General features: G+C 62.9%; 18 protein-coding genes. 3 read left to right on the plus strand and 15 right to left on the minus strand.

Annotated features, from left to right (window positions below; genetic code table 11):
* Positions 1–55: 55 nt before the first annotated feature.
* From araH to M2394_RS15475, 7 genes are all read right to left on the minus strand, one after another.
* Positions 56–1,021: an L-arabinose ABC transporter permease AraH gene (araH, locus tag M2394_RS15445; RefSeq protein ID WP_176997903.1), complete on the minus strand. Its 966-nt coding sequence runs from the start codon at positions 1,019–1,021 to the stop codon at positions 56–58.
* A gap of 19 nt (positions 1,022–1,040) precedes the next feature.
* Positions 1,041–2,540, minus strand: coding sequence for an L-arabinose ABC transporter ATP-binding protein AraG (araG, locus tag M2394_RS15450; protein ID WP_259173062.1), 1,500 nt, complete (start codon positions 2,538–2,540; stop codon positions 1,041–1,043).
* Positions 2,537–3,517: a substrate-binding domain-containing protein gene (locus M2394_RS15455; protein WP_176997904.1), complete on the minus strand. Its 981-nt coding sequence runs from the start codon at positions 3,515–3,517 to the stop codon at positions 2,537–2,539. The genes araG and M2394_RS15455 overlap by 4 nt, the downstream gene beginning before the upstream one ends.
* Positions 3,518–3,553: 36 nt before the next feature.
* Complete coding sequence (locus M2394_RS15460) at positions 3,554–4,375, minus strand: SDR family oxidoreductase (protein ID WP_259173063.1); 822 nt, start codon at positions 4,373–4,375, stop codon at positions 3,554–3,556.
* Between the two features lie 237 nt (positions 4,376–4,612).
* Positions 4,613–5,092 carry a GNAT family N-acetyltransferase gene (locus M2394_RS15465; protein WP_119742815.1) on the minus strand — a complete coding sequence of 160 codons (480 nt, stop codon included), beginning with the start codon at positions 5,090–5,092 and terminating at the stop codon, positions 4,613–4,615.
* A 66-nt stretch (positions 5,093–5,158) separates the two neighbouring features.
* Positions 5,159–5,719 carry a 4'-phosphopantetheinyl transferase superfamily protein gene (locus M2394_RS15470; protein ID WP_259173064.1) on the minus strand — a complete coding sequence of 187 codons (561 nt, stop codon included), beginning with the start codon at positions 5,717–5,719 and terminating at the stop codon, positions 5,159–5,161.
* Between the two features lie 2 nt (positions 5,720–5,721).
* Entirely contained in the window at positions 5,722–9,762 is a 4,041-nt protein-coding gene (locus M2394_RS15475; RefSeq protein ID WP_259173065.1) for a Pls/PosA family non-ribosomal peptide synthetase, read from the minus strand.
* Between the two features lie 349 nt (positions 9,763–10,111).
* Between M2394_RS15475 and M2394_RS15480 the strand changes: the two genes are divergently transcribed.
* The 3 genes from M2394_RS15480 (at position 10,112) to M2394_RS15490 (ending at position 12,067) form a co-directional block, all read left to right on the plus strand.
* A complete protein-coding gene (locus M2394_RS15480; protein ID WP_259173066.1) occupies positions 10,112–11,320 on the plus strand; it encodes an MFS transporter in 1,209 nt (402 codons plus the stop codon).
* Positions 11,321–11,410: 90 nt separating this feature from the next.
* Positions 11,411–11,752, plus strand: coding sequence for a hypothetical protein (locus M2394_RS15485; protein ID WP_259173067.1), 342 nt, complete (start codon positions 11,411–11,413; stop codon positions 11,750–11,752).
* Between the two features lie 51 nt (positions 11,753–11,803).
* Positions 11,804–12,067 carry a hypothetical protein gene (locus M2394_RS15490; protein WP_178923453.1) on the plus strand — a complete coding sequence of 88 codons (264 nt, stop codon included), beginning with the start codon at positions 11,804–11,806 and terminating at the stop codon, positions 12,065–12,067.
* Between the two features lie 79 nt (positions 12,068–12,146).
* On the opposite strand, the gene M2394_RS15495 is transcribed toward M2394_RS15490, so the two are convergent.
* From M2394_RS15495 to M2394_RS15530, 8 genes are all read right to left on the minus strand, one after another.
* On the minus strand, positions 12,147–12,875 hold the full coding sequence (locus tag M2394_RS15495; protein WP_259173068.1) for a class I SAM-dependent methyltransferase: 729 nt from the start codon (positions 12,873–12,875) through the stop codon (positions 12,147–12,149).
* A 135-nt stretch (positions 12,876–13,010) separates the two neighbouring features.
* Positions 13,011–13,928, minus strand: coding sequence for a PfkB family carbohydrate kinase (locus M2394_RS15500; RefSeq protein ID WP_259173069.1), 918 nt, complete (start codon positions 13,926–13,928; stop codon positions 13,011–13,013).
* Complete coding sequence (locus M2394_RS15505; RefSeq protein ID WP_176997913.1) at positions 13,921–15,387, minus strand: cytosine permease; 1,467 nt, start codon at positions 15,385–15,387, stop codon at positions 13,921–13,923. Before M2394_RS15505 ends, M2394_RS15500 begins: the two co-directional genes overlap by 8 nt.
* A gap of 198 nt (positions 15,388–15,585) precedes the next feature.
* Complete coding sequence (locus M2394_RS15510) at positions 15,586–16,587, minus strand: ADP-ribosylglycohydrolase family protein (RefSeq protein ID WP_178923458.1); 1,002 nt, start codon at positions 16,585–16,587, stop codon at positions 15,586–15,588.
* Positions 16,584–17,297 carry a GntR family transcriptional regulator gene (locus M2394_RS15515; RefSeq protein WP_259173070.1) on the minus strand — a complete coding sequence of 238 codons (714 nt, stop codon included), beginning with the start codon at positions 17,295–17,297 and terminating at the stop codon, positions 16,584–16,586. Before M2394_RS15515 ends, M2394_RS15510 begins: the two co-directional genes overlap by 4 nt.
* Positions 17,298–17,367: 70 nt before the next feature.
* Entirely contained in the window at positions 17,368–17,928 is a 561-nt protein-coding gene (locus tag M2394_RS15520) for a DUF1285 domain-containing protein (RefSeq protein WP_259173071.1), read from the minus strand.
* A gap of 16 nt (positions 17,929–17,944) precedes the next feature.
* Positions 17,945–18,550, minus strand: coding sequence for a DUF4823 domain-containing protein (locus M2394_RS15525; RefSeq protein WP_178923462.1), 606 nt, complete (start codon positions 18,548–18,550; stop codon positions 17,945–17,947).
* Between the two features lie 199 nt (positions 18,551–18,749).
* Complete coding sequence (locus M2394_RS15530) at positions 18,750–19,718, minus strand: GTP 3',8-cyclase MoaA (RefSeq protein ID WP_259173072.1); 969 nt, start codon at positions 19,716–19,718, stop codon at positions 18,750–18,752.
* Positions 19,719–19,749: the final 31 nt, after the last annotated feature.

The raw sequence follows: 19,749 nt of genomic DNA on the forward strand, positions 1-19,749 counted from the left end.
TCGCGAGCAAGCCCGCTCCCACATTGGATTTTCAGGGTTGTTTAGATCGGGGTTCTCAGCGCTGCTTCATGCGGTCAATGATCACCGCCAGCAACAGGATCGAACCCCGGATCACGTACTGGTAGAAAGTGTCGATGTTCTTCAGGTTCATCGCATTCTCGATGATCGCCAGAATCAGTACCCCGGCAATCACATGGCGGATCATGCCGATGCCCCCGCTCAGCGACACCCCGCCCAGCACGCAAGCCGAAATCACCGTCAACTCAAACCCCTGGCCAATCATCGGCTGGCCCGAGGTCATGCGTGAGGCAAGGATCACCCCGGCCAACGCGCCGATCAAACCGTGCACGGCAAAGATGATGATCTTGGTGCGATCAACGTTCACCCCCGCCAGCAATGCCGCTTCCTGGTTGCCGCCGATGGCCATGGTGTTGCGCCCGTAGGTGGTGTAGTTGAGCAGCCAGCCAAAGAACACAAAGCACAGCACGGTGATGATGATCGGCACCGGCACGCCCATCAACTGGCCGTTGCCGAACACGAAGAAGCCTTCGTCCATCACGCCGACGGCCTTGCCGTTGGAGAAGATATAGGCCAGGCCGCGCACGATCTGCATGGTCGCCAGCGTGGCGATCAATGCATTGATGCGCAGCTTGGCGATCACGATGCCGTTGATCAGCCCCACCACCAGGCCCATGGCCAACGCCGCCGATACGCCGAGCACCACGCTGTCGGTGTCGCGGATCACGATCCCCGCCACCACCCCGGCACAGGCGATCACCGAGCCCACCGACAAGTCGAAATGCCCCGACGCCAGGCAGAACAGCATGGTGCACGCCGCAATGCCCACGGTGGAAATTGCCAGGCCCAGGCCGCGCATGTTCAGCGGCGAAAGGAAGTTGTCGATGAACAGCGCGCTGAGCACAAAGATGGTCAACGCCGCCAGCAGCATCACCCAGTCGTCGAGGAACTTGCGCTGGTTGAAACCCGGCCAGAAGCCCTTTGCAGTTTTTACCTGTGACATACCTACACCCTCGAATTCTTCAAGCCCGCGAACGCGGGAGAGCCAGTTGCAACAGGCGTGCTTCGTCCGCCTGTTCGCGGGTCAATTCACCGGTCAACGCCCCTTCGCTCATCACCAGAATACGGTCGGAGATGCCCATCACTTCCATCAGGTCGCTGGACACCACGATCACCGCAATGCCGCTGGCCGCCAGGTTATGGATGATCTGGTAGATCTCCGACTTGGCACCGATGTCGATACCGCGAGTCGGTTCGTCGAGCAGCAGCACCTTCATCGGCATCGACAGCCAGCGACCGAGAATGGCCTTCTGCTGGTTGCCCCCTGAGAGGTACATGATTTTCTGCTGCGGGTTCGGCGTCTTGACCTTCATCGCCTTGATCTGCTGCTCGGCGTTGCCCTTCTCCCAGCCTTCGCGCAGCAACCAGCCAAACGCCGAATGGGCGCCGCGCGCACTGATATTGATGTTCTCCGCCACGCTGGACAGCGGAATAATGCCTTCCTTCTTGCGGTCCTCCGGGCACAGCAACACGCCGGCGGCAATCGCATCGCGGGGTGAGTGCAACTGCAGCGTTTGCCCACATAGCTCCAGGCTGCCAGCACTGCTGCGGGTCAAGCCACTGAGCAGCCGAAACAGCTCCGTGCGCCCTGCCCCGACCAATCCGAACAGGCCAAGAATCTCGCCCTTGTGTACCTTCAGGCTCACCGGTTCACGCAGGCCCGGCCCCAGCAAACCCTCGACCTTGAGCGCCACATCGCCCGTCTCGCGGGGCCGGTAGTCGTAGATATCCTGGATATCGCGGCCGACCATACAGGTCACCAACTGGTCATGGCTCAGCGTGCTCATGTCATCAAACGTGCGCACGTATCGCCCATCCTTGAACACGGTGACCGCATTGCAGATGCGGAACACTTCCTCCATGCGGTGCGACACATAGAGCACCACTTTGCCCTCATCCCGCAGTCGCGTGATGATCGCCATCAAGCGGTCGATCTCCCGCGCCGACAGGCTGCTGGTGGGTTCATCGAAGGCAATCACATGGGCGCCACGGGACAGCGCCTTGGCGATTTCCACCAACTGGCGCTGGCCCAGGGACAACCGCCCGAGCTTTTCCTCCGGGTCGATTTCATCGGCCAGCCCCTTGAGACAGGCCAACGCTTGCTTGCGCAACTGGCTGCGATTGACCACGCCGAAGCGCGTCGGCAAATGCCCCAGGAACAGGTTTTCGGCGACAGTCATCTCCGGCACCAGGTGCAGCTCCTGATGGATCACCGCCACGCCGCTGGCAATACTGTCGGCAGCGTTCTTGAAGGCCATGGTCTGTTCGCCGATCTGCACCGTGCCACTGCTGGGCAGGTAGGCGCCGCCGAGGATCTTCAGCAAGGTCGACTTGCCCGCGCCGTTCTCGCCCATCAGCGCGTGCACCTCATGGGGCCGCGCTTCAAAGCTGATCTGCGCCAGGGCTTTCACACCGGGAAATTCCTTGCCGATGCTATTGAAGCGTAAGGCCGCGCCGGTCATTTCCACAGACCGATCTTGCTCAACTCTTCCTTGAAGTTGGCACGGGTGATCAGGGTCACGTTATCCAAGGCGGTGAACTTGGCAGGCTCGGTGCCCTTGGTCACCCACTCGAACATCGCGCTGGCGGTCTTGTAGCCCGACGCGTCAGGGCTCAGCAGCATCGAGCCGTAGAAACCGGTGTCGGATTTCTTCAGTTCCTCGATGGCGTCGGTGCCGTTGATACCCACGCCGATCACGTTGGCCGCCTTGAAGCCGGCGCTTTCGGTGGCACGCACGCCACCCAACACCGTGCTGTCGTTCATGCCGCCGATGATCAGGTTTTTCGCAGTGCCCGGCAGTTTCACCAAGGCCGAATTGGTCGAGTCCATGCTGCCCGGCACGTCGAGGGTTTTCTGTGCGCTGAACAGGATATGGTCGGCCGGCAAGCCTGCGGCCTTGAGGCCTTCTACCGAACCGTCGGTGCGTTTCTTGCCGGTTTCCAGTTCGTCAAAGGTGTTAATGACGGCATAGGTTTCCTTCCAGTCCCAGTTGCGATGCTTGGCTTCGGCGGCCATGGCTTCGCCTTGTTTCTGGCCGATCTTGTAGGCGTCCAGGCCGACGTAAGGCACGTCTTCCATGGGCTTGCCCTTGGCGTCGACAAAACGGTCGTCCACCGCCAGCACTTTCAGGTTATTGAGCTTGGCCTTGGCCATGATCGCCGGGCCGAGGGAGACGTCCGGCGGGCAGATCACAAAGCCCTTGGCGCCGTTGGCGGCCAAGGTATCGATGGCCGACAGGGTTTTCTCGCCGTCCGGCACGGCGATCTTGATCACGGTGAAGCCCTGGTCCTTGCCGGCTTTCTCGGCGAACGCCCACTCGGTCTGGAACCATGGCTCCTCGGCCTGCTTGACCAGAAAGCCGATCTTCACTTCTTCGGCCGATGCGAAACCGCTGAACGCCACTGCCAGCGCCACGGCGCCTAGTGTTTTCTTGAACATGAACCACCTCTTGTTGTTATTGAAGAGCTGCGAGTTCTAGTCGTGGTACATCACTGACCGCCCGCCATCGATCATCAGGCAGGTGGCATTGATAAAGGGCGCCTCGTCGGTGGCGAGGAACAGCGCGGTCATCGCCACCTCGATCGGCTGGCCGATGCGCTTGGGCGGGTGCAGGTCGAACGCACGCTGGCGCTCGGCATGGGGGTCGGGAAAACCGTTCCAGTAGTCGACGTTGAGCTGGGTCTCGATGTAGCCCGGGGCGATGGCGTTGACGCGAATGCCCTTGGGGGCGTATTCGATGCCCAGGGCGCGGGTCAGCCCAAGCAAGCCGTGCTTGGCGACGGGGTACGGAAAGCAGCCGGGGATGATGTGGCTGGAATGGGTGGAGGCGATATTGATGATGTTGCCGATGCCCTGCTCGATCATGTGCGGCAGCACCGTGCGACAACCGAACCAGGCACCGTCGAGGTCGATGGCGAAGCAGCGGCGCCAGTCTTCGTCAGTCATTTCCAGGGGGTCGCGGAACACGTTGACCCCGGCGCAATTGACCAGCACGTCCACGCGGCCAAAGCGCTCGATGGCCACATTGACCAGTGCCTGCCATTGCGCCTTGGAGGTGATGTCGACGGGCTGCGCGACAATCTCGGCACCGCGTTCGCGCCAGTGGGCAGCGACTTTTTCGACCTTGTCGCCCTGGATATCGGCGATCACCAGGCGTGCCTGCTGGGCCTGGAAGCAGGCGACGATCGCCTCGCCAATGCCTTGGGCGGCGCCGGTGATGATCACTACTTTGTTCTTCAGCCGCTCACCATAAGTGGGCTCGGGCACGGCGGGTAATGACAACGGTTGGGCCTGCATCGCTTCACCTGTTTTATTTTTGGTAGTGAGTGCTGATGCAGCCGACTATAAACCCATCTTTTGAAATATCTCAATATATAAATTTGCATCCCATATATTGAGCTTAACGCAAAAAAATGTGGGAGCGGGCTTGCTCGCGAAGGCGGTGTTTCAGCTACACACTTGTTAACTGATACACCGCCTTCGCGAGCAAGCCCGCTCCCACAGGGGATTTACATTGTTCTCAGGGAGGTAGCTTCAGCCCTGGGCAAAATCGCGCAGCGCGTCGCCTTCCATGCGGTAGCGCACCCACTCTTCCTGTGGCTGGGCGCCGATGGATTTGTAGAAGGCAATCGCCGGTTCATTCCAGTCCAGCACGCTCCACTCGAAGCGTCCGCAGCCGTTGTCACAGGCAATCTTCGCCAGGTGGCGCAGCAGCTTCTTGCCAGCGCCGCCGCCGCGTTGCTCGGGGTTGATGTAGAGGTCTTCCAGGTACAGGCAGTTGCTGCCCAGCCAGGTGGAATAGCTGAAAAAGAACACTGCAAAACCGATCGGCAAACCGTCCCGCGAGCAGATCAGACCGTGGGCGGTGGCGCCCTCGCTGAACAGGCTGCGCTCGATATCCGCCACACTGGCGATCACTTCATGCCGGGCCTTTTCGTACTCGGCAAGCTCGGTGATGAAGGTCAGGATCTGCGCAGCATCGCTGGGCACGGCAGGGCGAATCTCGATGGTCATGGGCGAGCCTTGGGCAATTTCAAAGCTCACATACTAAGGCGCTTTGATGACCGATTGCAGCGCAATTTATGCGCGCAGCGCCAAGGCACCGACCAGCCCTGCCGGCAACCCCACCTCGACGGTGCGACAGCCCCGCGCGGCTCGTGGCGACCACTCACCCAACCCTTGCCCCACGCACTTGAGCCGTGCCTCGCGCTCACACCAGGCACGCGTGAACAGGCGAGCGCGCTGGGCCTGGCTCGCGGCGCACAAGCGCGCCAGCACGTGCGGGCCCAGGTAGTCGCTGGTCACGCTTTGCCAGTCCGGGGTGTCCTGCACCGCCATCACGTCGATGCCGACCGGGCCATGCAAGTGCACCGCCGCCACCGAAAAATCGCCGTCGTGGCTGATGGAAAGCCCGGCGTCTTCATGCCCGGGCACACGAATCTGCGGGGCCTGGCCCGGTGACGAGTGAAAGCGGATGCGGTCCTGGGGCACATCGAGCGCCTGCAACAACGCCTCACTCAGTGCCTGGCGCACCCGCGCCCGGGCGGCTTCGCGGGTCATGCCGGGCATGTGTCGCAAGCCGATCAACAACACACCGTCTTGCCAGCGCGGCCGTGTCTGCGGCCACATGAATACGTGCATCGCTACTCACCCCGCGCCGGCGCCGCCGGGCAGCCCACCCAACTACTGGACGCCGGAATGCACTCGCCTTTCATCACCAGCGTCAGCGGCCCGAGCCGTGCACCGTCACCCACTTCGGCGCTGTACAGCACCGCGCTGCGTGGCCCCATGTAGACCCGCTCACCGATCAGCACCTGGTCGATTTTCATCACACGGTCTTCAAACAGGTGCGTCTGCGGGCAGGCGCCGGCGTTCAGTTCGCTGTAATCGCCAAGGGTGACGCAGTCAAATTCGGTGATGTCGGTGGTGTCCATGTACACGCCTCGCCCAATGCGGCAGCCCAGGCCGCGAAAGGCCAGCGGCAGCCACGGCGTACCGCGCAGGTAACTCATGAAATTGGGCGCGGCCATGCCTTCGTAGAGGCTGGTGATGCCTTCGGACAACCACACAAACGGCGTCCACATGGCGGCTGAGCGTTTGCGATAGCGCCCCATCACCAGCCATTTCAGCGCCGCCACCAGCAGGTAGTTGCCCAGGCTGTAGGCCAGGCCGATCAGCGCCAGGTAGCCCAGCACGGCACCCCAACGCTCGTCTTCAGCCACGGGCATCAAGTCGATCATCACGGTGTAGCCCACGGCGATCACGGTGGCGTGGGGCAGCACGATGCGCAGCCCTTCGATCGCGCCACGGGCCAGGCGGCGCCACAGAGACGGACGGAACGTGAGGTGGTCGGCATACCCACTGACTTGCTCACGCGCCGGCAGGTTGATCGGCGGCGAGCCCAGCCAGGTGTCGCCGTTGGCGATCTGCGCATTGGCTGGTGCGCGGGAATGCACGCCGATCAGCACGTTCTCGGGCAAGGTGGTGCCGTCGGGGATGTAGCTGCCATTGCCGACAAAACTGCGGTGCAACACCACCGTCGGCTGAATGCGCATCCAGCCGCCATCCACCTGTTCGTCGCCGAGCATGACCGCGTCGGCGATGAAGGTTTCGTCGCCCAGGGTAAGCATGTCAGGGATCACGCCCTGGGCCGTGGAGATCTCCGCGTCGCGGCCCACTCGCGCGCCCAGCAGGCGATACCACAATGGCGCGTACACCGTGGCATACAGGCCCGACAGCACATTGAGGCTGGCTTCCTGAATGTGGCTCACCAACCATTTGCTGCAATACACCCGGCTGTGCACCGGGTAGTGGCCGGCCTTCAAGCGAGGCAACACGGCCCAGCGCAAGCCGGCCGAGACCAGCATCATCACTACGATCAGCACCGCAGCCGCAGGCAGCGCCAGGGCAAAGTAGCGCAACAATTGCAGGCTCACGTGCTGCTCCTGCAACAGCGGCAGAATGTGTTGCTCATCGAACCAGTCGATCAGGAAAAACGTCGGGAACACCGGGATGAAAAACAGCGTGGCGACCAGCAGGATACCGAACACGTAGAACAGGTTTTCCAGCGCCAGTTGCCCGCGACCGACCACAGGCCGAGGTGGCAAGCTGGCAGGGTCGAACGCGCCGATATCGGTCGCCGGCGAACCGCTCCAGATGCGCCCGGCCGGTACACGGCGGCCGTCGGCCAATGCCGATTGCCCTTGCAGGTGGCCGCTGTGGCCGACGGCGGTGTTGCCTTCCAGAATGCTGTACGAACCCAGGCAGGCGTTGTCGTCGATCACCACCTGGCCCAGGTGCAATTGGCCGCGCTCGACCCGGGCGTTTTCCAGGCTGACGCCGTTTCCGATGCTGACCTCATTGCCGATGTGCAGCAGGTCTGGCACCCGCACGCCCAGCGAGCCGATGTTGGCCTCGCGCCCGACCTTGGCCCCCAGTGCACGCAGCCACAGGCCATACAGCGAAGAGCCGCTTAGCAGGTAGACCGGCGCCGACTCAACCATGCGCGATGCGGCCCACCAGCGAAAATAGGTCAGGCCCCACAACGGATAGACACCCGGTTTCAAGCGTCCGGCGATCAGCCATTTACCGGCGATGGCCAGCACGAACTGCAACAGCGTCGCCAGCAGGAACACGCCGATGGACGCCACCGTGGCCGTGGCCACCGAATCGCCGGGGCTGCCGGTGAGGTAGTGATAGGTAAAAAACGGCGCCAGCCACTGGCTCATGCGCAGGCACACCATGGCCGGCATCACCGCCGCCTGGGCCAGCCCGCAACGCCAGCGCACCAGGGCCGAAGGCGGCGTCCAGGCGGCCTCCTGCACGGCAGGCTGTGGCGTGGTTTGCAGCACCTCGGCAATCGCACCGACGCGCCGTTGCTGATAGATATCGCGCACGGTGATATGGGCAAAACGCTCGTCGGCACGCAAGGCCGAAGCCAGCCGCGCGGCAAAGAATGAGTGGCCGCCGAGGTCGCAAAAGAAGTCCGCGTCGCGACGGATCGGTTGGCCGGGGAAGAGTTTTTCCAAGGCGGCAAACAGGACGGTTTCGCCGGGATTTTCCGGGGTGTCCGACTCCAGGTTCGCGCCGCCGGTGTCTACGCCCAACGGCCGTGCCTTGAGGGCCTTGCGGTCGATTTTGCCGGAGGTCAGCCGGGGCATGCTGTCGAGCAGTTCAAAACGACCCGGTACCATGTACGCCGGCAAGCGCGCCTGCAATGCCTTGCGCAACTGCGCGGGCAAGCCCTCGACCGCCACGCCGCCTTCCGGCACCAGGTAGGCAATCAACTGATCCATGCCGCCGTCATTGCGCAGCAATACCGCGACGGTGCCGACGCCCGGCTGCTGGGCCAGCAAGGCCTCGATTTCGCCCAGTTCGACGCGAAAGCCACGGATCTTCACTTGGTCATCGGCGCGGCCCAGGCACATCACCTGGCCGTCGGCCTCGATACGCGCCAGGTCGCCGGTACGGTACAGGCGCTCATCGTAATAACCGGTGGACCACGGGTTGCTGATGAATTTTTCGCGGGTCAGGTCCGGCCGCCCCAGGTAGCCGTCGGCCAGGCCCGGGCCAATGATGCACAGCTCGCCGGTCTGCCCACGGCCCAACAAGGTCGGGGTAGCGCCCGGGGCCAGGTCGGCGTCGATCACCAGCAAACCGTAGTTGGGCAATGGCGTGCCGATGGTCACCGGGGTACCGGGCACCAAACGCGCCAGGCTGGCGGACACCGTGGCCTCGGTAGGCCCGTAGGTGTTGAAGATCTGCCGGCCGGGGCGGCTCCAGCGCTCCACCAGCGACTCGGGGCACATCTCGCCACCGAGGTTGATCAGGCGCAGGCTCGGCACCTCTTCACTGAACAGCGCCAGCAACGTAGGCACCGCGTGCAGCACGCTGATGCGCTGCTGGTTAAGCATGCGCGGCAAGGCTTCGGGGTCACCGGTGATGTCCTTGGGGCCGATCCACAAGGTGGCGCCCACCAGGTAGGCGATCCAGATTTCTTCAAACGACATGTCAAAGGCCACCGAGAAGCCCTGATACACGCGGTCGCTGGCCTGGATGCCGAGAATCGCGTTCTCGCTGCGCAGGAAGTGGCAGATACTGCCCTGGGAAATCAGGATACCCTTGGGTTTGCCGGTGGAACCGGAGGTGTAGATGACGTAGGCCGGGTCTTCTGGCTTGGCGTTTGTGCGACGCAGCAACGGCGCATCGGTGGGCGCGAGCAACGCTTCGGCGGTCCAGGCGACCAGCCCGACACTGCGCAGCGCCGCAGCGTTGCTTTCGCAGCTCAACACGCCAACCGCCTGGGCGTCGTCCATGCAGATCTGTAGGCGCTCCAGCGGTGTGTCCTGGTCCAGCGGCAACCACGCGGCCCCGGTCTTGGCGATGCCGGCCTGCATGACCAGCAGCTCCAGCCCGCGCGGCATCCACAGGCCGACGATTTGGCCCGGCGCCACACCCGCCTCAATTAACCGTGACGCCACGACACTGGCCTGGCGGTCCAGCTCGCCATAGCTGAGCTGGCGTTCGCCATCGATCAGTGCCACCTGATGTGGGTCGCGCCGCACCGTGGCCTCGAGCAGGTCGGCCAGCACTTCGTGACGCAACAATTCAGGCTGGAGGGGACCGTACAACACCTCTGTCGGTCGGGTGATAACGGGGTCTTTCAGCAAGGTCACAGTAGTCATGGCGGCAGTGTTCGCTGTGTGGGGTCAATCCGGCCAAGGCGCCGATTTGTAATGCTGCGTGTCCACTTGGTATCCGCCTCGATACATTCACAGGCGAACGAGGCCCTCAGGTTCTGCCTTGAAAGCGACAGATACCTCACGACCCGGATCACGCATCAGGACTATCGCAAAGGCCAGCTGTACGGCGGTTGAACAAACTCATTCGGCTTGACCACTGGTCTGGAGGCAAGGCAAACAGCGGCTTTACTCCGCCCCGGGCTAATGCTGAGACCAGTAACCCCACAACAAACCCCGGGTTCACCCGTGCTAAAAACTGGCGCCATACATCCAATAACCGCCAGGTTTGCCCATGCCCTCCGCTTCCACGTTCTCCCGGCGACACTTCGTGTTGTTCTGCCTGGCGAGTTTTTTGTTGTCTTTGTCTTACGGTTCGACGTTCCTGCTGTCGCTGCTGATCCACACACGCGGCGGCAACGAGCACGACGCCGGCAGCGTGATTTCCATGGCGATGCTGAGCACCTTTGTCGCGGTGCTGGTGTCGGGCCACTTGGCGGACTGGCTGGGCGCCGCGCGCTCGATTGCCGTGCTCGGCCTGTTGCTGGTGGTAGCGTGCCTGGGCTTTGCCCTGGTGCCGGGGTTTGGCGAAGGGATGATGGTGTTCGGCCTGGCGTTGGGGTTGGGCTGGGGGGTGTTCTATACCCTGGGGCCGATCATCGTGGCCTTGCTGGTAGAGCCCCAGCACCGCGCCCGGTACTTTGCGTTGCTGTCGGGCAGTATGATGAGCGGCATCGGCTCCGGCCCTTTGCTGGGGCGCGGGGCGAGCGCGCTGGGGTTGCCGTTGACGAGTGCGTTCCTGCTCGCAGCGTTCGCCAGCGTGGTTGGGGTGGTGATGTTCTGGCGCTTGGGCGCATATCTCAAGGGACATGCCAATGCACCGGTGGCGCGGATTTCCTGGGCGGCGACGCGCCAGGTGCTGTCGTCCAAGGCCGCGTTTGCGATTGTCATGGTTGGCCTGGGTGGTTGTGTATTCGGTGGTTTGTCGTCGTTCCAGACCAGCTATGCGGCGGCCCGCTCGCTGGACTATTCGCTGTTCTTCCTGGGCTTTCTCAGCGCAGCGATCACCAGTCGCCTGCTGATTGCCGGGTTTGTGGTCAAGCGAGATGCCTATCGCGCGGCGTGCGTGTTGTCAGGCTTGATGGTGCTGTCGGTGGTGCTGTTCGGTTATGGGGTATCGGGCAGTGGCAGCTATTTGCTGGCGGCCGTGATCCTGGGAGTCGGGTATGGCCTGACGTATTCGGTGATCAACGGGTTAGTGGCCAATGAAGCACCGGCCGGCACCACGTCCCAGGCGTTGTTGCTGTTCAGCCTGGCGTATTTTGTAGGGGTGTTCGGCTTCCCTCTGCTGGCGGGCAAGCTCATCGTCGAGCACGGCCTGCCGACGCTGCTGGCGTGCGTGCTGGGGGTGGCGCTGTTCAACTGGTTCATCACGGTGGCGCGGCTGATCTGGCGCAGGCGTCTGTCGAACAGCGAGGCCTGTCACACAAAATCTTACAGGTGACCCAAGACCGTTCGTCGCCACCCAGGCACGAACCGCAAAGAGGGGCGGACCAATAAAGGGTAAGGACATCAACCCTATGGAGATACCCTCATGAAGCCTTCCACGTTTGCCGCCCTCGCCCTCACCGGCCTGCTGTCTACCGCTTCCCTGAGCACTTTCGCCGCCACCTCGTCGACCGGCCCGACCAACCCGGCGACGTCCGAATCCCAGAAATCCATGGGCACCGGCCTGGACACCAACGGCGGTGCTGTCATCGATAACACCACCCCAGGTGCCCCAGGCGCCGACCCACGCACCCAGGGCCAGGACACCGGCCGTCAAAGCCCGCCCGCAGTGGGTAATGGCAAGATGGGCCCGGCGGTCAATCAGCCGAAAATCAACAAAGGCGATGACTCGAACATCCCGGGCGCGCCGAAACAACCTGCACCTTGATCCATCGCACGCACCACCGACACCCGATCATTTCCCAGTGAAGAGGTACGCATGAACGTCGATAGAAACCTTGAGAAAGAAGTCCTCACCCGCCTGCTGCACGCCCACCCCAATGGCCTGGGCAAGGAGGTGCTGGATAACTACCGCGGCGAAAAAGAGGTGGCCAGTGTCTTGGCATTCCTGCAAGACCGCGGGCTTATCAAGGATGGGCATGTGACCACCGACGATGCCGGTGAATATGCGCTGAACTTGCCGATCAAGCTGACCGCGTCCGGTGTGGATGAGGCGCGCAAGCTGGACGGTCAGGCAGGCTAAAGCCTTGCAGTAACCCCTGTGGGAGCAGGCAAGTCGAATCGTCGCACCGCAGCTCCCACATTTTTACACCTGTGTTGGGTCAGCGTTGGGCGGCTACCAGTAGCATCATCGGCCGCTCCAACTCTTCTGCAAGCTCGGGACGTGCGGCCAGGTCCGCGTCACTTGGGCCCCACTCGTTGACGTGGCTCAAGGTAAACCCCGCCTCGATCAACAGATTGAGCAAGGTCCCGAAGGTGCGGTGCTGTTTGATCACGCCCTCGGCCAGCCAGTTGGTCACCCGTGGCCCTTCCCGTTGATAGCCGTCCACCGGCCAACTCTTGCGCCCCTGTTCATCCACGAGCCAGCCTGGGTTGCGCGGCGCCATGAAGATCGGATGCTCGATGGAGAACACCAGGCGCCCACCCGGGACCAATGCGCGATGAAGGCGCGCAAACAGCCCCTTGAGGTCGACGATGTAATGGAAGGCCAGGGAGCTGTAGGCGAGGTCGAATCTGGCGTCGGGCAGGTCAAGGTGTTCCAGGTCGGCAATCGTGTAGGTGATGGCGGTGGCCGAGGTCATCTCGGTGGCACGCGCCAACATCCTCGTTGAAACGTCCAGGCCCAGCACTTGGGCAGCGCCCTGCTCCTGCGCCCAACGGCTGAACCAGCCGTAGCCGCAGCCCAGATCTACCACCCTCAAGCCAGGCATCGGCGGTAACAGGGACTGTAACGCAGGCCACTCCGGCGCGCCGGCAAGGCCCTCGACCGAACGGCCCATCTTGCTGTAGCCCTCGAAGAAAGCCGGTGTGTCGTAGATGTTCTGGGTCATGGCGCTGCTCCGTGCTGAGTGGCGCCTATTCTGCCAACTATCCACCCCTTTCTGTAGGAGCCGGCTTGCCGGCGATGGCGGTGCATCACGATAGACCGATATCGCCGGCAAGCCGGCTCCTACAGAGGTGGGTGATTATTCGGCGAGCAATGCGTCGACTTCAGCGGTGCCTGGGGAGGTGGCCGGGCCCCAGCGGGTGACAGCCAGGGCTGCAGCCGCGTTGGCACGGCGTGCCGCTTCGGCCGGTTGCAAACCGTTGGCCAACCCGGCGAGGAACACGCCGGCATGGGCATCGCCCGCGCCGTTGCTGTCCACCGCCTGCACCTTGAAACCCGGCACATGTTCGGCCTTGCCCTGGCGGCTGATCCAGCAGCCATTCGGCCCGTCGCGTACCACCTGCAACGCTTCATCCGGCAGATGGCGATTGAGTTCGCCCAATGCATCCGCAACCGTGCCCGCGCCGGTGAATGCCAACGCTTCCGGGCCGTTGCTGGTCCAGATATCAATACGCGGTAGCAGCGCAATCATCAGCGCCGAATCCGGCGCCTTGACCAGCGGGCCCGGGTCGAACACCACGGTTATTTCACGCGGCAAGGCCAGCAGCCAATCGAGCAGCGCCTGGGCCTTGCCGTCCAACAACAGGCTGTAACCGCTGACGTACACGTAATCGTCAGCGCGCGGCGTCACGCCTGCCAAGTCGTCGGCACTCAAGTCACCTTCGGCGCCGATATGGGAAATGAACGTGCGCTCGGTACTGGCTTCGGTGAGCGAGACGCACAAACCGGTGTCTTTGCCCTCGCTGGCGGGCTGGGCGATTTCCACGCCCTCGGCCTGCATCGCGGCGCGGGCCAGGTCGCCAAAACGACCGTTGCCATGACGCCCGAGGTAAACCACCGGCAAGCCATTGCGCCGGGCGGCGGCCATCACGTTGAAGCCGCCGCCGGCTTCGAAACTGGCCGATTGCGCCAGTACGTCGCCACCGGTTGCGGGCAAGGTGTCGAGGGCCATGACCAGGTCGACGATGACCTGGCCGGTGTGCAGCAATCTAGACATTGGGGCTCTCTACTAAAGCCGGGCGACGATCAGCGGCGCCGCCCAGTACGGCGTAAATCCCACCGGCGACCAAGAAGGTGACGATCCAGCCCAGGCCGTTGTGGCCCAGCCAGGAGTCGGACAATGGCCCGGCGAACCAGATATTTTCAGCGGTGGTGCCGATGGTGGTGAAGCTGAAGCCCAGCACGATCGCCACCGCCCAGGCGCCGAACGCACGCCATTCCACGCCGCCGCGATACCAGTAGGCGCTGCTTGGGGAGACATCCAGCAAGTCTTTGGGGCTGTAGTAATGGCGGTGAATCAGGTCGACCACAAAGATGCCGACCCACGCCGTGATCGGCACCGCCAGCAGCGAGATGAAGGTAATGAACGGGCCGTAGAAGCTGTCGGCGATCAGCATGAAGTAAATCGACCCGGCGAAGATCGCCACGATGTCGACGATCACCGCGTGCACACGCTTGACCTTGAGGCCCAGGGTCAAGGTGGTGAGGCCCGCCGAGTACACCGAGAGGTTGTTGGACAGCAGCAACCCGCCGAACGCTGTGATCAGATACGGCACGGCCATCCAGGTCGGCAGCATGTCGCGGATCGCGATGATCGGGTCGGTGGCCGACGCCAGGTCGTTATTGCCCACCGACAGCAGGCCGCCTAGGGTGATCAGCAACACCAGCGGGATACCCGCACCAAACGCGGCCGACGCCACCAGGCGCACAGCCTTGACGCTGCGGTGCTGGTAGCGCGACATGTCGGCACCGGCGTTGGCCCAACCGATACCGGTGCCGGCAGCCATGGTGCCCACGCCGATGATCATCGCGCTCAACGGTGCCGGCGTGGCATTGAACACCGCGCTCCAGTCGATGGTGGCGCAGAGGAAACCACCCACCAAAATGTTCAAGGCGCCGAACACGTAGGTGGCCCACTTCTGGATCACCAGCAAGGTGGCATGGCCCAGGCCGGACACCGACAGGGTCAACAGCACGAAGATCGCGATGAAGATCAGCGTGAGTACCGGCGCACTTTTCGCCTCGACCGGCGAATGGAACAGGATCGAACACAACGACAGCAGCACGAACGCGGCGGTGGTGGTGTTGACGGTTTCCCAACCCAGGCGCGACATCAGCGAGACCAGGGTGGGGCCGATATTGCCGCGCACGCCGAAGATCGCCCGGGACAACGTGAGGCTCGGCGCACGACCGCGACGCCCGGCGATGGAGATGATGCCCACCACCGCAAAGGAGCCTGCGGCACCGAGGATCGCCACGATGATCGCCTGCCAGATGGCCAGGCCACGAAACGCCACCAATGTCGCGCCCAGGGGCAAGCCGAGGATGCTGATGTTGGCCGCGAACCACACCCAGAACAGTTGCAGCGGGTGGCCGTTGCACTCGCCTTCGGGGACCGGTTCTATGCCGCGTGTTTCCAATTGCCCGGCGCTTTGGCCGGAAGAGGTGCTGCTCATGAGAGGGTGCTCCTGGTGCCTGTATTGTTGTGGTTGTGGCAGAGAATCAAAGCGAAACTTTTATTCGGTCTCCATGACTCGACACGATCGAATGTGGGAGCGGGCTTGCTCGCGAAAGCGGTGGGTCGGCCAACTGATGTGCCACCTGACACATCGCCTTCGCGAGCAAGCCCGCTCCCACATGTTTGCCTACGGCGCTTATCGCAGTTTCAGCAGCCCTTGGACCAGCGGCTGCAACTCCAGGCCATTGACCTGCTTGACCTGTTCGATCAGCGCCTCGGGCCAGCACTGCAGGCCCAGGCACGCGCCCAACATCGCACCGAGAATGGCGGCGATGGTGTCGGTGTCACCGCCGAGGCTGGCGGCCAGGCACAGGGCCTCGAAAGCATTCATCTCACCCACCGCCACTTGCTGCGCGAGGGCAAACGACACCACCACCGACTCCTGGGAGGCGACGGAGGTGCCGATCAATTCGTAGAGCAAGTCGGCGAACAAGGCTTTGTCGCCACTGCCGACGCTCAAGGTGCGCGCCCAACTGATGCGGGTGGAAATGCGCCCACCGGCGATCCAGTGGCCGTGGTTTTCCGCCTGCTGGGCGATCTGCACACCGATGTTCAGGGCTTCACCAAGGTCGGTGCCGTTGATGCCGGCCGAGACCACTGCCGCCACAGCAGCAGCGCTGGAAATGCCGAGGCTGGTGTTGTGGGTGACCTGACAGGCCTGGATCACCGCCTGGATGAAGTGCGCCGGGTCGCTGACGTCGGCCGCGATCCCCACGGGGGTGATGCGCATGGCCGCGCCGTTGGTGGTGCCATAACGCCCGGACTCTTCGGGCGTGTGGCCGGCAAGGATCATGTCGATGGCACGCTTGGTCGACGGCCCGAGCAAATCCTGGGAGCCTTTGGCGCGCATCACCGCTTCCCACTCGATCAGGCGCTGGGCCAGTACTGTGGGCTCGATCTTGCCGTGGCCTTCCACCAGCAACTCGCCGACCAGGATTGCCTGTTCGGTGTCGTCGGTGATCGAGCCGGCGGGCATGTTCGGCGCAATCGGTTGGTCGGCATCGGCGTCTTCCAGGCCGGTGATGGCACCGAAGCGAGCCCTGACTTGCTCGCGGCTCAGGGACTGGGTGGGCATCCCCAGGGCATCGCCCAACGCCAAGCCGTAAAAGGCGCCGAGTGCGCGAATATCCGGGGTCATTTCAAGGCTCCAAACTGCAGGTGCAGGCGAAAGTGCAAGGGATCGAGCAAGCTCTCGACGTACTCCATGAAGCGCTCGCGACGGTCGTAGGTGGTGCGCGAGGCTTTGAGAAACACGGTGCCGGCAGGTCGGCCGAGCAACTCGGCGTCTTCGTCGCTCAGGGGCTCGGCGCCGATCCATTGGTCGCCCTCGGCACCGACGTAACCGTAGGCTGCCAGGGTGATGGTCAGGGAGTTATCGATCAGGCCCACACGCGGCAGGCTTTCCAGGCCTCCCGCGGCAGGCATCAGTGAACGTTCGAGGGACACGGCGACACCATCGGTGGTGCGCCGGCGACGATCCAGAGCGATGAACTGGTCGCTGCCGAAACGGCTGACCAGGTCCGGCCGGGTGACCGCTTCCAGGCGCAGGATGTCGGTGGTTACCCGTGCGCCGGTGTCGGCCAGGGCCTGGGCCCAGCCGTTGCGTTGGTCAAGCACCATGCCGTCAAAGGTGACGATGGAGCCGACGCCGCTCTGAGTCGCGATGTAGTTGCGACGCTTGAGCTCGGCCAGGGCTTCGCGCAGGGTGCCGCGGCTGACCGCGAACTCCTCGGCCAGTTGATGCTCGCCCGGCAGCAGGAAACCGTCGGCCATCACCCCACCCTCGATACGGCGGATGAGCTCGTCGACGACGCGTTTTTTCTTATCAAATCGAACATGTCTAATCATGTACAAATTGATAACCGAAAGCGCCCGATGGCAGCAAGCGAATTATTTCAGGAAGATGAAAAAAACCGCCTCAGGGCTCCAGGCCAATGGGGAAAAATTCCCCGCCGCTCCAGACGCCCAGCCAGTTCTGACCGTTGATCGGACGGCTCACCGCCAGCTCCACCAATTGGTAGAACGCGTTGCGGTGCACGAGGGCTTCAAGGTTGGTGCGCACCCGCAGGTAAGGCGCAGGTTCCTGGGTGACAGAGTCGATCACCACCCGCAGCGGGTGTTCGAGGCCGGCCTCGATCTGATCGTCGACGTTGGTGGTAAAGCGCAGGATCTGGCTTTCGCCCTGGCCTTCGACTTCGAGGGTGACCGCGACAAACGGCGCATCATCGACGGTGATCCCGACTTTTTCCACCGGGGTCACCAGGAAATACTCATCCCCGTCGCGGCGGATGATGTTGGAGAACAACTTGACCATCGGTTTGCGGCCAATCGGCGTGCCCTGATAGAACCAGGTGCCGTCGCGGGCGATGCGCATGTCGATGTTGCCGCAGAAATCCGGGTTCCACAGGTGCACCGGCGCCGGTCCCTTGCCCTTGGGCAGTTGGGCCAACAGGTCGTTGGCCTTGGCGGAATCGGTCATGCGGGTCTCCTTTGAATTACTGGTCACTCATCCCCAGTAGGCTGCGTGCGTATTGCGCCAGCGGGCGGGCGATCAGGTCTTGAGGCTTGTTGTCGTGGAACGTCAGTAAACCGCCACGGCTGCGAATGCGCACAGTATCAATCAAATACTGGGTGCTGGTCTCGATCAGCATGACCTGAATCACGCCACTGTCCAGGCCAACACGGTCCAGGGCTTGCTGGTCGGTCCACTCGTCGGCATTGCCGATGCGGTCATCGGCTGCCGCAAAGCGGCAGTACAACAGGTAGTGCGCACCGGCCGCACGGGCTTCGGACATCGCCTGTTCAAGGCCCTCGGTCTGGCGGGCGCGACGCACCATGGGGAAATACTCGACGAAACCGTTGAAGGCTTCCTCGGCCACCACGTTGGGACGCGGGTAGGCGCTGCCCGGCGGTACAAAGGCGCCTTGGGCGATAAAGATGAACGAGTCGGGCTGCACGCGGATCGAGGCGCTACGGCGTGTATCACTGTGGTCCAGCAGCCCGGCGTCACTCATCTGATAACGGGTGCCTTCGGCCATATCGCTGACGGTCATGCAACCACTCAGCGTCAACGACGCCAGCAACAACACCAGACTACGCATCCTAATCCTCCAGAAGCCGGTGACGGAAAACCGGCGAATGGGCGTGAGATGCAGAATCCAGGCCATTCATCGCAATGGCGAACATCTGTAGGAGCCGGCTTGCCTGCGATGCAAGCACCTCGGTGTATCAGTCACACCGAGTTGATGCAATCGCAGGCAAGCCAGCTCCCACACAAGCCAGCGTCTACAGGGGGTGGGGTCAGCCGCCGATGATCTTCATGATGGTGGCACCGCCAGAGAAGGCGACTTCCTGCTTGTCGCCCAGGGCCTTCATCAGCAAACCTTGCAGTGCTGGAAGCGCCTGGTGGCGGGGCTTGTCCAGCAAGTCGCCGATGTAGTGACGGTTACTCGACGACAGGCAGCCATGCAGCCAGCCGGTGGAGGACAGCCGCAGCCGTGAACAGGTCCGGCAAAACGGTACACTTTCATTGGCGATCACGCCGAAGAAGCCTTTACCTGGGACCTCGTAACGCACGGCGGTGGCGTCCACCGGGGCGTTGGCTTGCAGGTATTCGTGGTGTTCGCCGATCAGGCTGAGCAATTGCTGCAAGCTGACAAACTGCTGCAGGAACGCGTTGGAGTCCTTGGCCAAGTGGCCCATGCGCATCAGCTCGATGAAGCGCAACTCGTAACCGCGCGCCAGGCAGTAGTCGAGCAGCGGCATCACCTGGTCGAGGTTCTGCCCACGTAACGGCACCATGTTTACTTTGATCTTGAGGCCGGCGGCGCGGGCCTGGTCCATACCGTCGAGCACGGTGGCGAGGTCGCCGCCCCGGGCGATGCTGCGGAAGGCGTCCGCGTCGAGGGTGTCGAGGGAAACGTTGATGCGCCGGATACCCGCCTCCACCAGCAGCGGCAACTTGCGCGCCAGGAGCTGGCCATTGGTGGTCAGGCTGATATCACTGAGCCCCATCTGCCCCACCGCGCCCATAAAGGCTTCCAGCTTGGGACTGACCAGTGGCTCGCCCCCGGTGATGCGCAGGCGGTCGATGCCCGCCGCTTCGATCAGGTAAGCCACGCCACGGGCCATGGCCTCGGCCGAGAGTTCGTCCTGGGCAGCCACCAGCCGCTTACCGTTAGGCACGCAGTAGGTACACGCGTAATTGCAGGCTGAGGTCAGGCTGATTCGCAAATTGCGAAAACGCCTGCCTTGACGATCAACGATCATGGATCACTCCGGCAGAGGATAATGGGGGCGC

The sequence above is a fragment of the Pseudomonas sp. BIGb0164 genome (genome assembly GCF_024810135.1).
GTDB lineage: Bacteria > Pseudomonadota > Gammaproteobacteria > Pseudomonadales > Pseudomonadaceae > Aquipseudomonas.

What these genes read in the sequence shown, in the direction of transcription:
- M2394_RS15465 (WP_119742815.1), bottom strand. Translation starts at nt 5,092, where the DNA reads ATGACCATCGAGATTCGCCCTGCCGTGCCCAGCGATGCTGCGCAGATC.
- araH (WP_176997903.1), bottom strand. Translation starts at nt 1,021, where the DNA reads ATGTCACAGGTAAAAACTGCAAAGGGCTTCTGGCCGGGTTTCAACCAG.
- M2394_RS15510 (WP_178923458.1), bottom strand. Translation starts at nt 16,587, where the DNA reads ATGACCCCGGATATTCGCGCACTCGGCGCCTTTTACGGCTTGGCGTTG.
- M2394_RS15460 (WP_259173063.1), bottom strand. Translation starts at nt 4,375, where the DNA reads ATGCAGGCCCAACCGTTGTCATTACCCGCCGTGCCCGAGCCCACTTAT.
- M2394_RS15525 (WP_178923462.1), bottom strand. Translation starts at nt 18,550, where the DNA reads ATGCGTAGTCTGGTGTTGTTGCTGGCGTCGTTGACGCTGAGTGGTTGC.
- araG (WP_259173062.1), bottom strand. Translation starts at nt 2,540, where the DNA reads ATGACCGGCGCGGCCTTACGCTTCAATAGCATCGGCAAGGAATTTCCC.
- M2394_RS15455 (WP_176997904.1), bottom strand. Translation starts at nt 3,517, where the DNA reads ATGTTCAAGAAAACACTAGGCGCCGTGGCGCTGGCAGTGGCGTTCAGC.
- M2394_RS15485 (WP_259173067.1), top strand. Translation starts at nt 11,411, where the DNA reads ATGAAGCCTTCCACGTTTGCCGCCCTCGCCCTCACCGGCCTGCTGTCT.
- M2394_RS15515 (WP_259173070.1), bottom strand. Translation starts at nt 17,297, where the DNA reads ATGATTAGACATGTTCGATTTGATAAGAAAAAACGCGTCGTCGACGAG.
- M2394_RS15490 (WP_178923453.1), top strand. Translation starts at nt 11,804, where the DNA reads ATGAACGTCGATAGAAACCTTGAGAAAGAAGTCCTCACCCGCCTGCTG.
- M2394_RS15480 (WP_259173066.1), top strand. Translation starts at nt 10,112, where the DNA reads ATGCCCTCCGCTTCCACGTTCTCCCGGCGACACTTCGTGTTGTTCTGC.
- M2394_RS15505 (WP_176997913.1), bottom strand. Translation starts at nt 15,387, where the DNA reads ATGAGCAGCACCTCTTCCGGCCAAAGCGCCGGGCAATTGGAAACACGC.
- M2394_RS15500 (WP_259173069.1), bottom strand. Translation starts at nt 13,928, where the DNA reads ATGTCTAGATTGCTGCACACCGGCCAGGTCATCGTCGACCTGGTCATG.
- M2394_RS15530 (WP_259173072.1), bottom strand. Translation starts at nt 19,718, where the DNA reads ATGATCGTTGATCGTCAAGGCAGGCGTTTTCGCAATTTGCGAATCAGC.
- M2394_RS15495 (WP_259173068.1), bottom strand. Translation starts at nt 12,875, where the DNA reads ATGACCCAGAACATCTACGACACACCGGCTTTCTTCGAGGGCTACAGC.
- M2394_RS15475 (WP_259173065.1), bottom strand. Translation starts at nt 9,762, where the DNA reads ATGACTACTGTGACCTTGCTGAAAGACCCCGTTATCACCCGACCGACA.
- M2394_RS15520 (WP_259173071.1), bottom strand. Translation starts at nt 17,928, where the DNA reads ATGACCGATTCCGCCAAGGCCAACGACCTGTTGGCCCAACTGCCCAAG.
- M2394_RS15470 (WP_259173064.1), bottom strand. Translation starts at nt 5,719, where the DNA reads ATGCACGTATTCATGTGGCCGCAGACACGGCCGCGCTGGCAAGACGGT.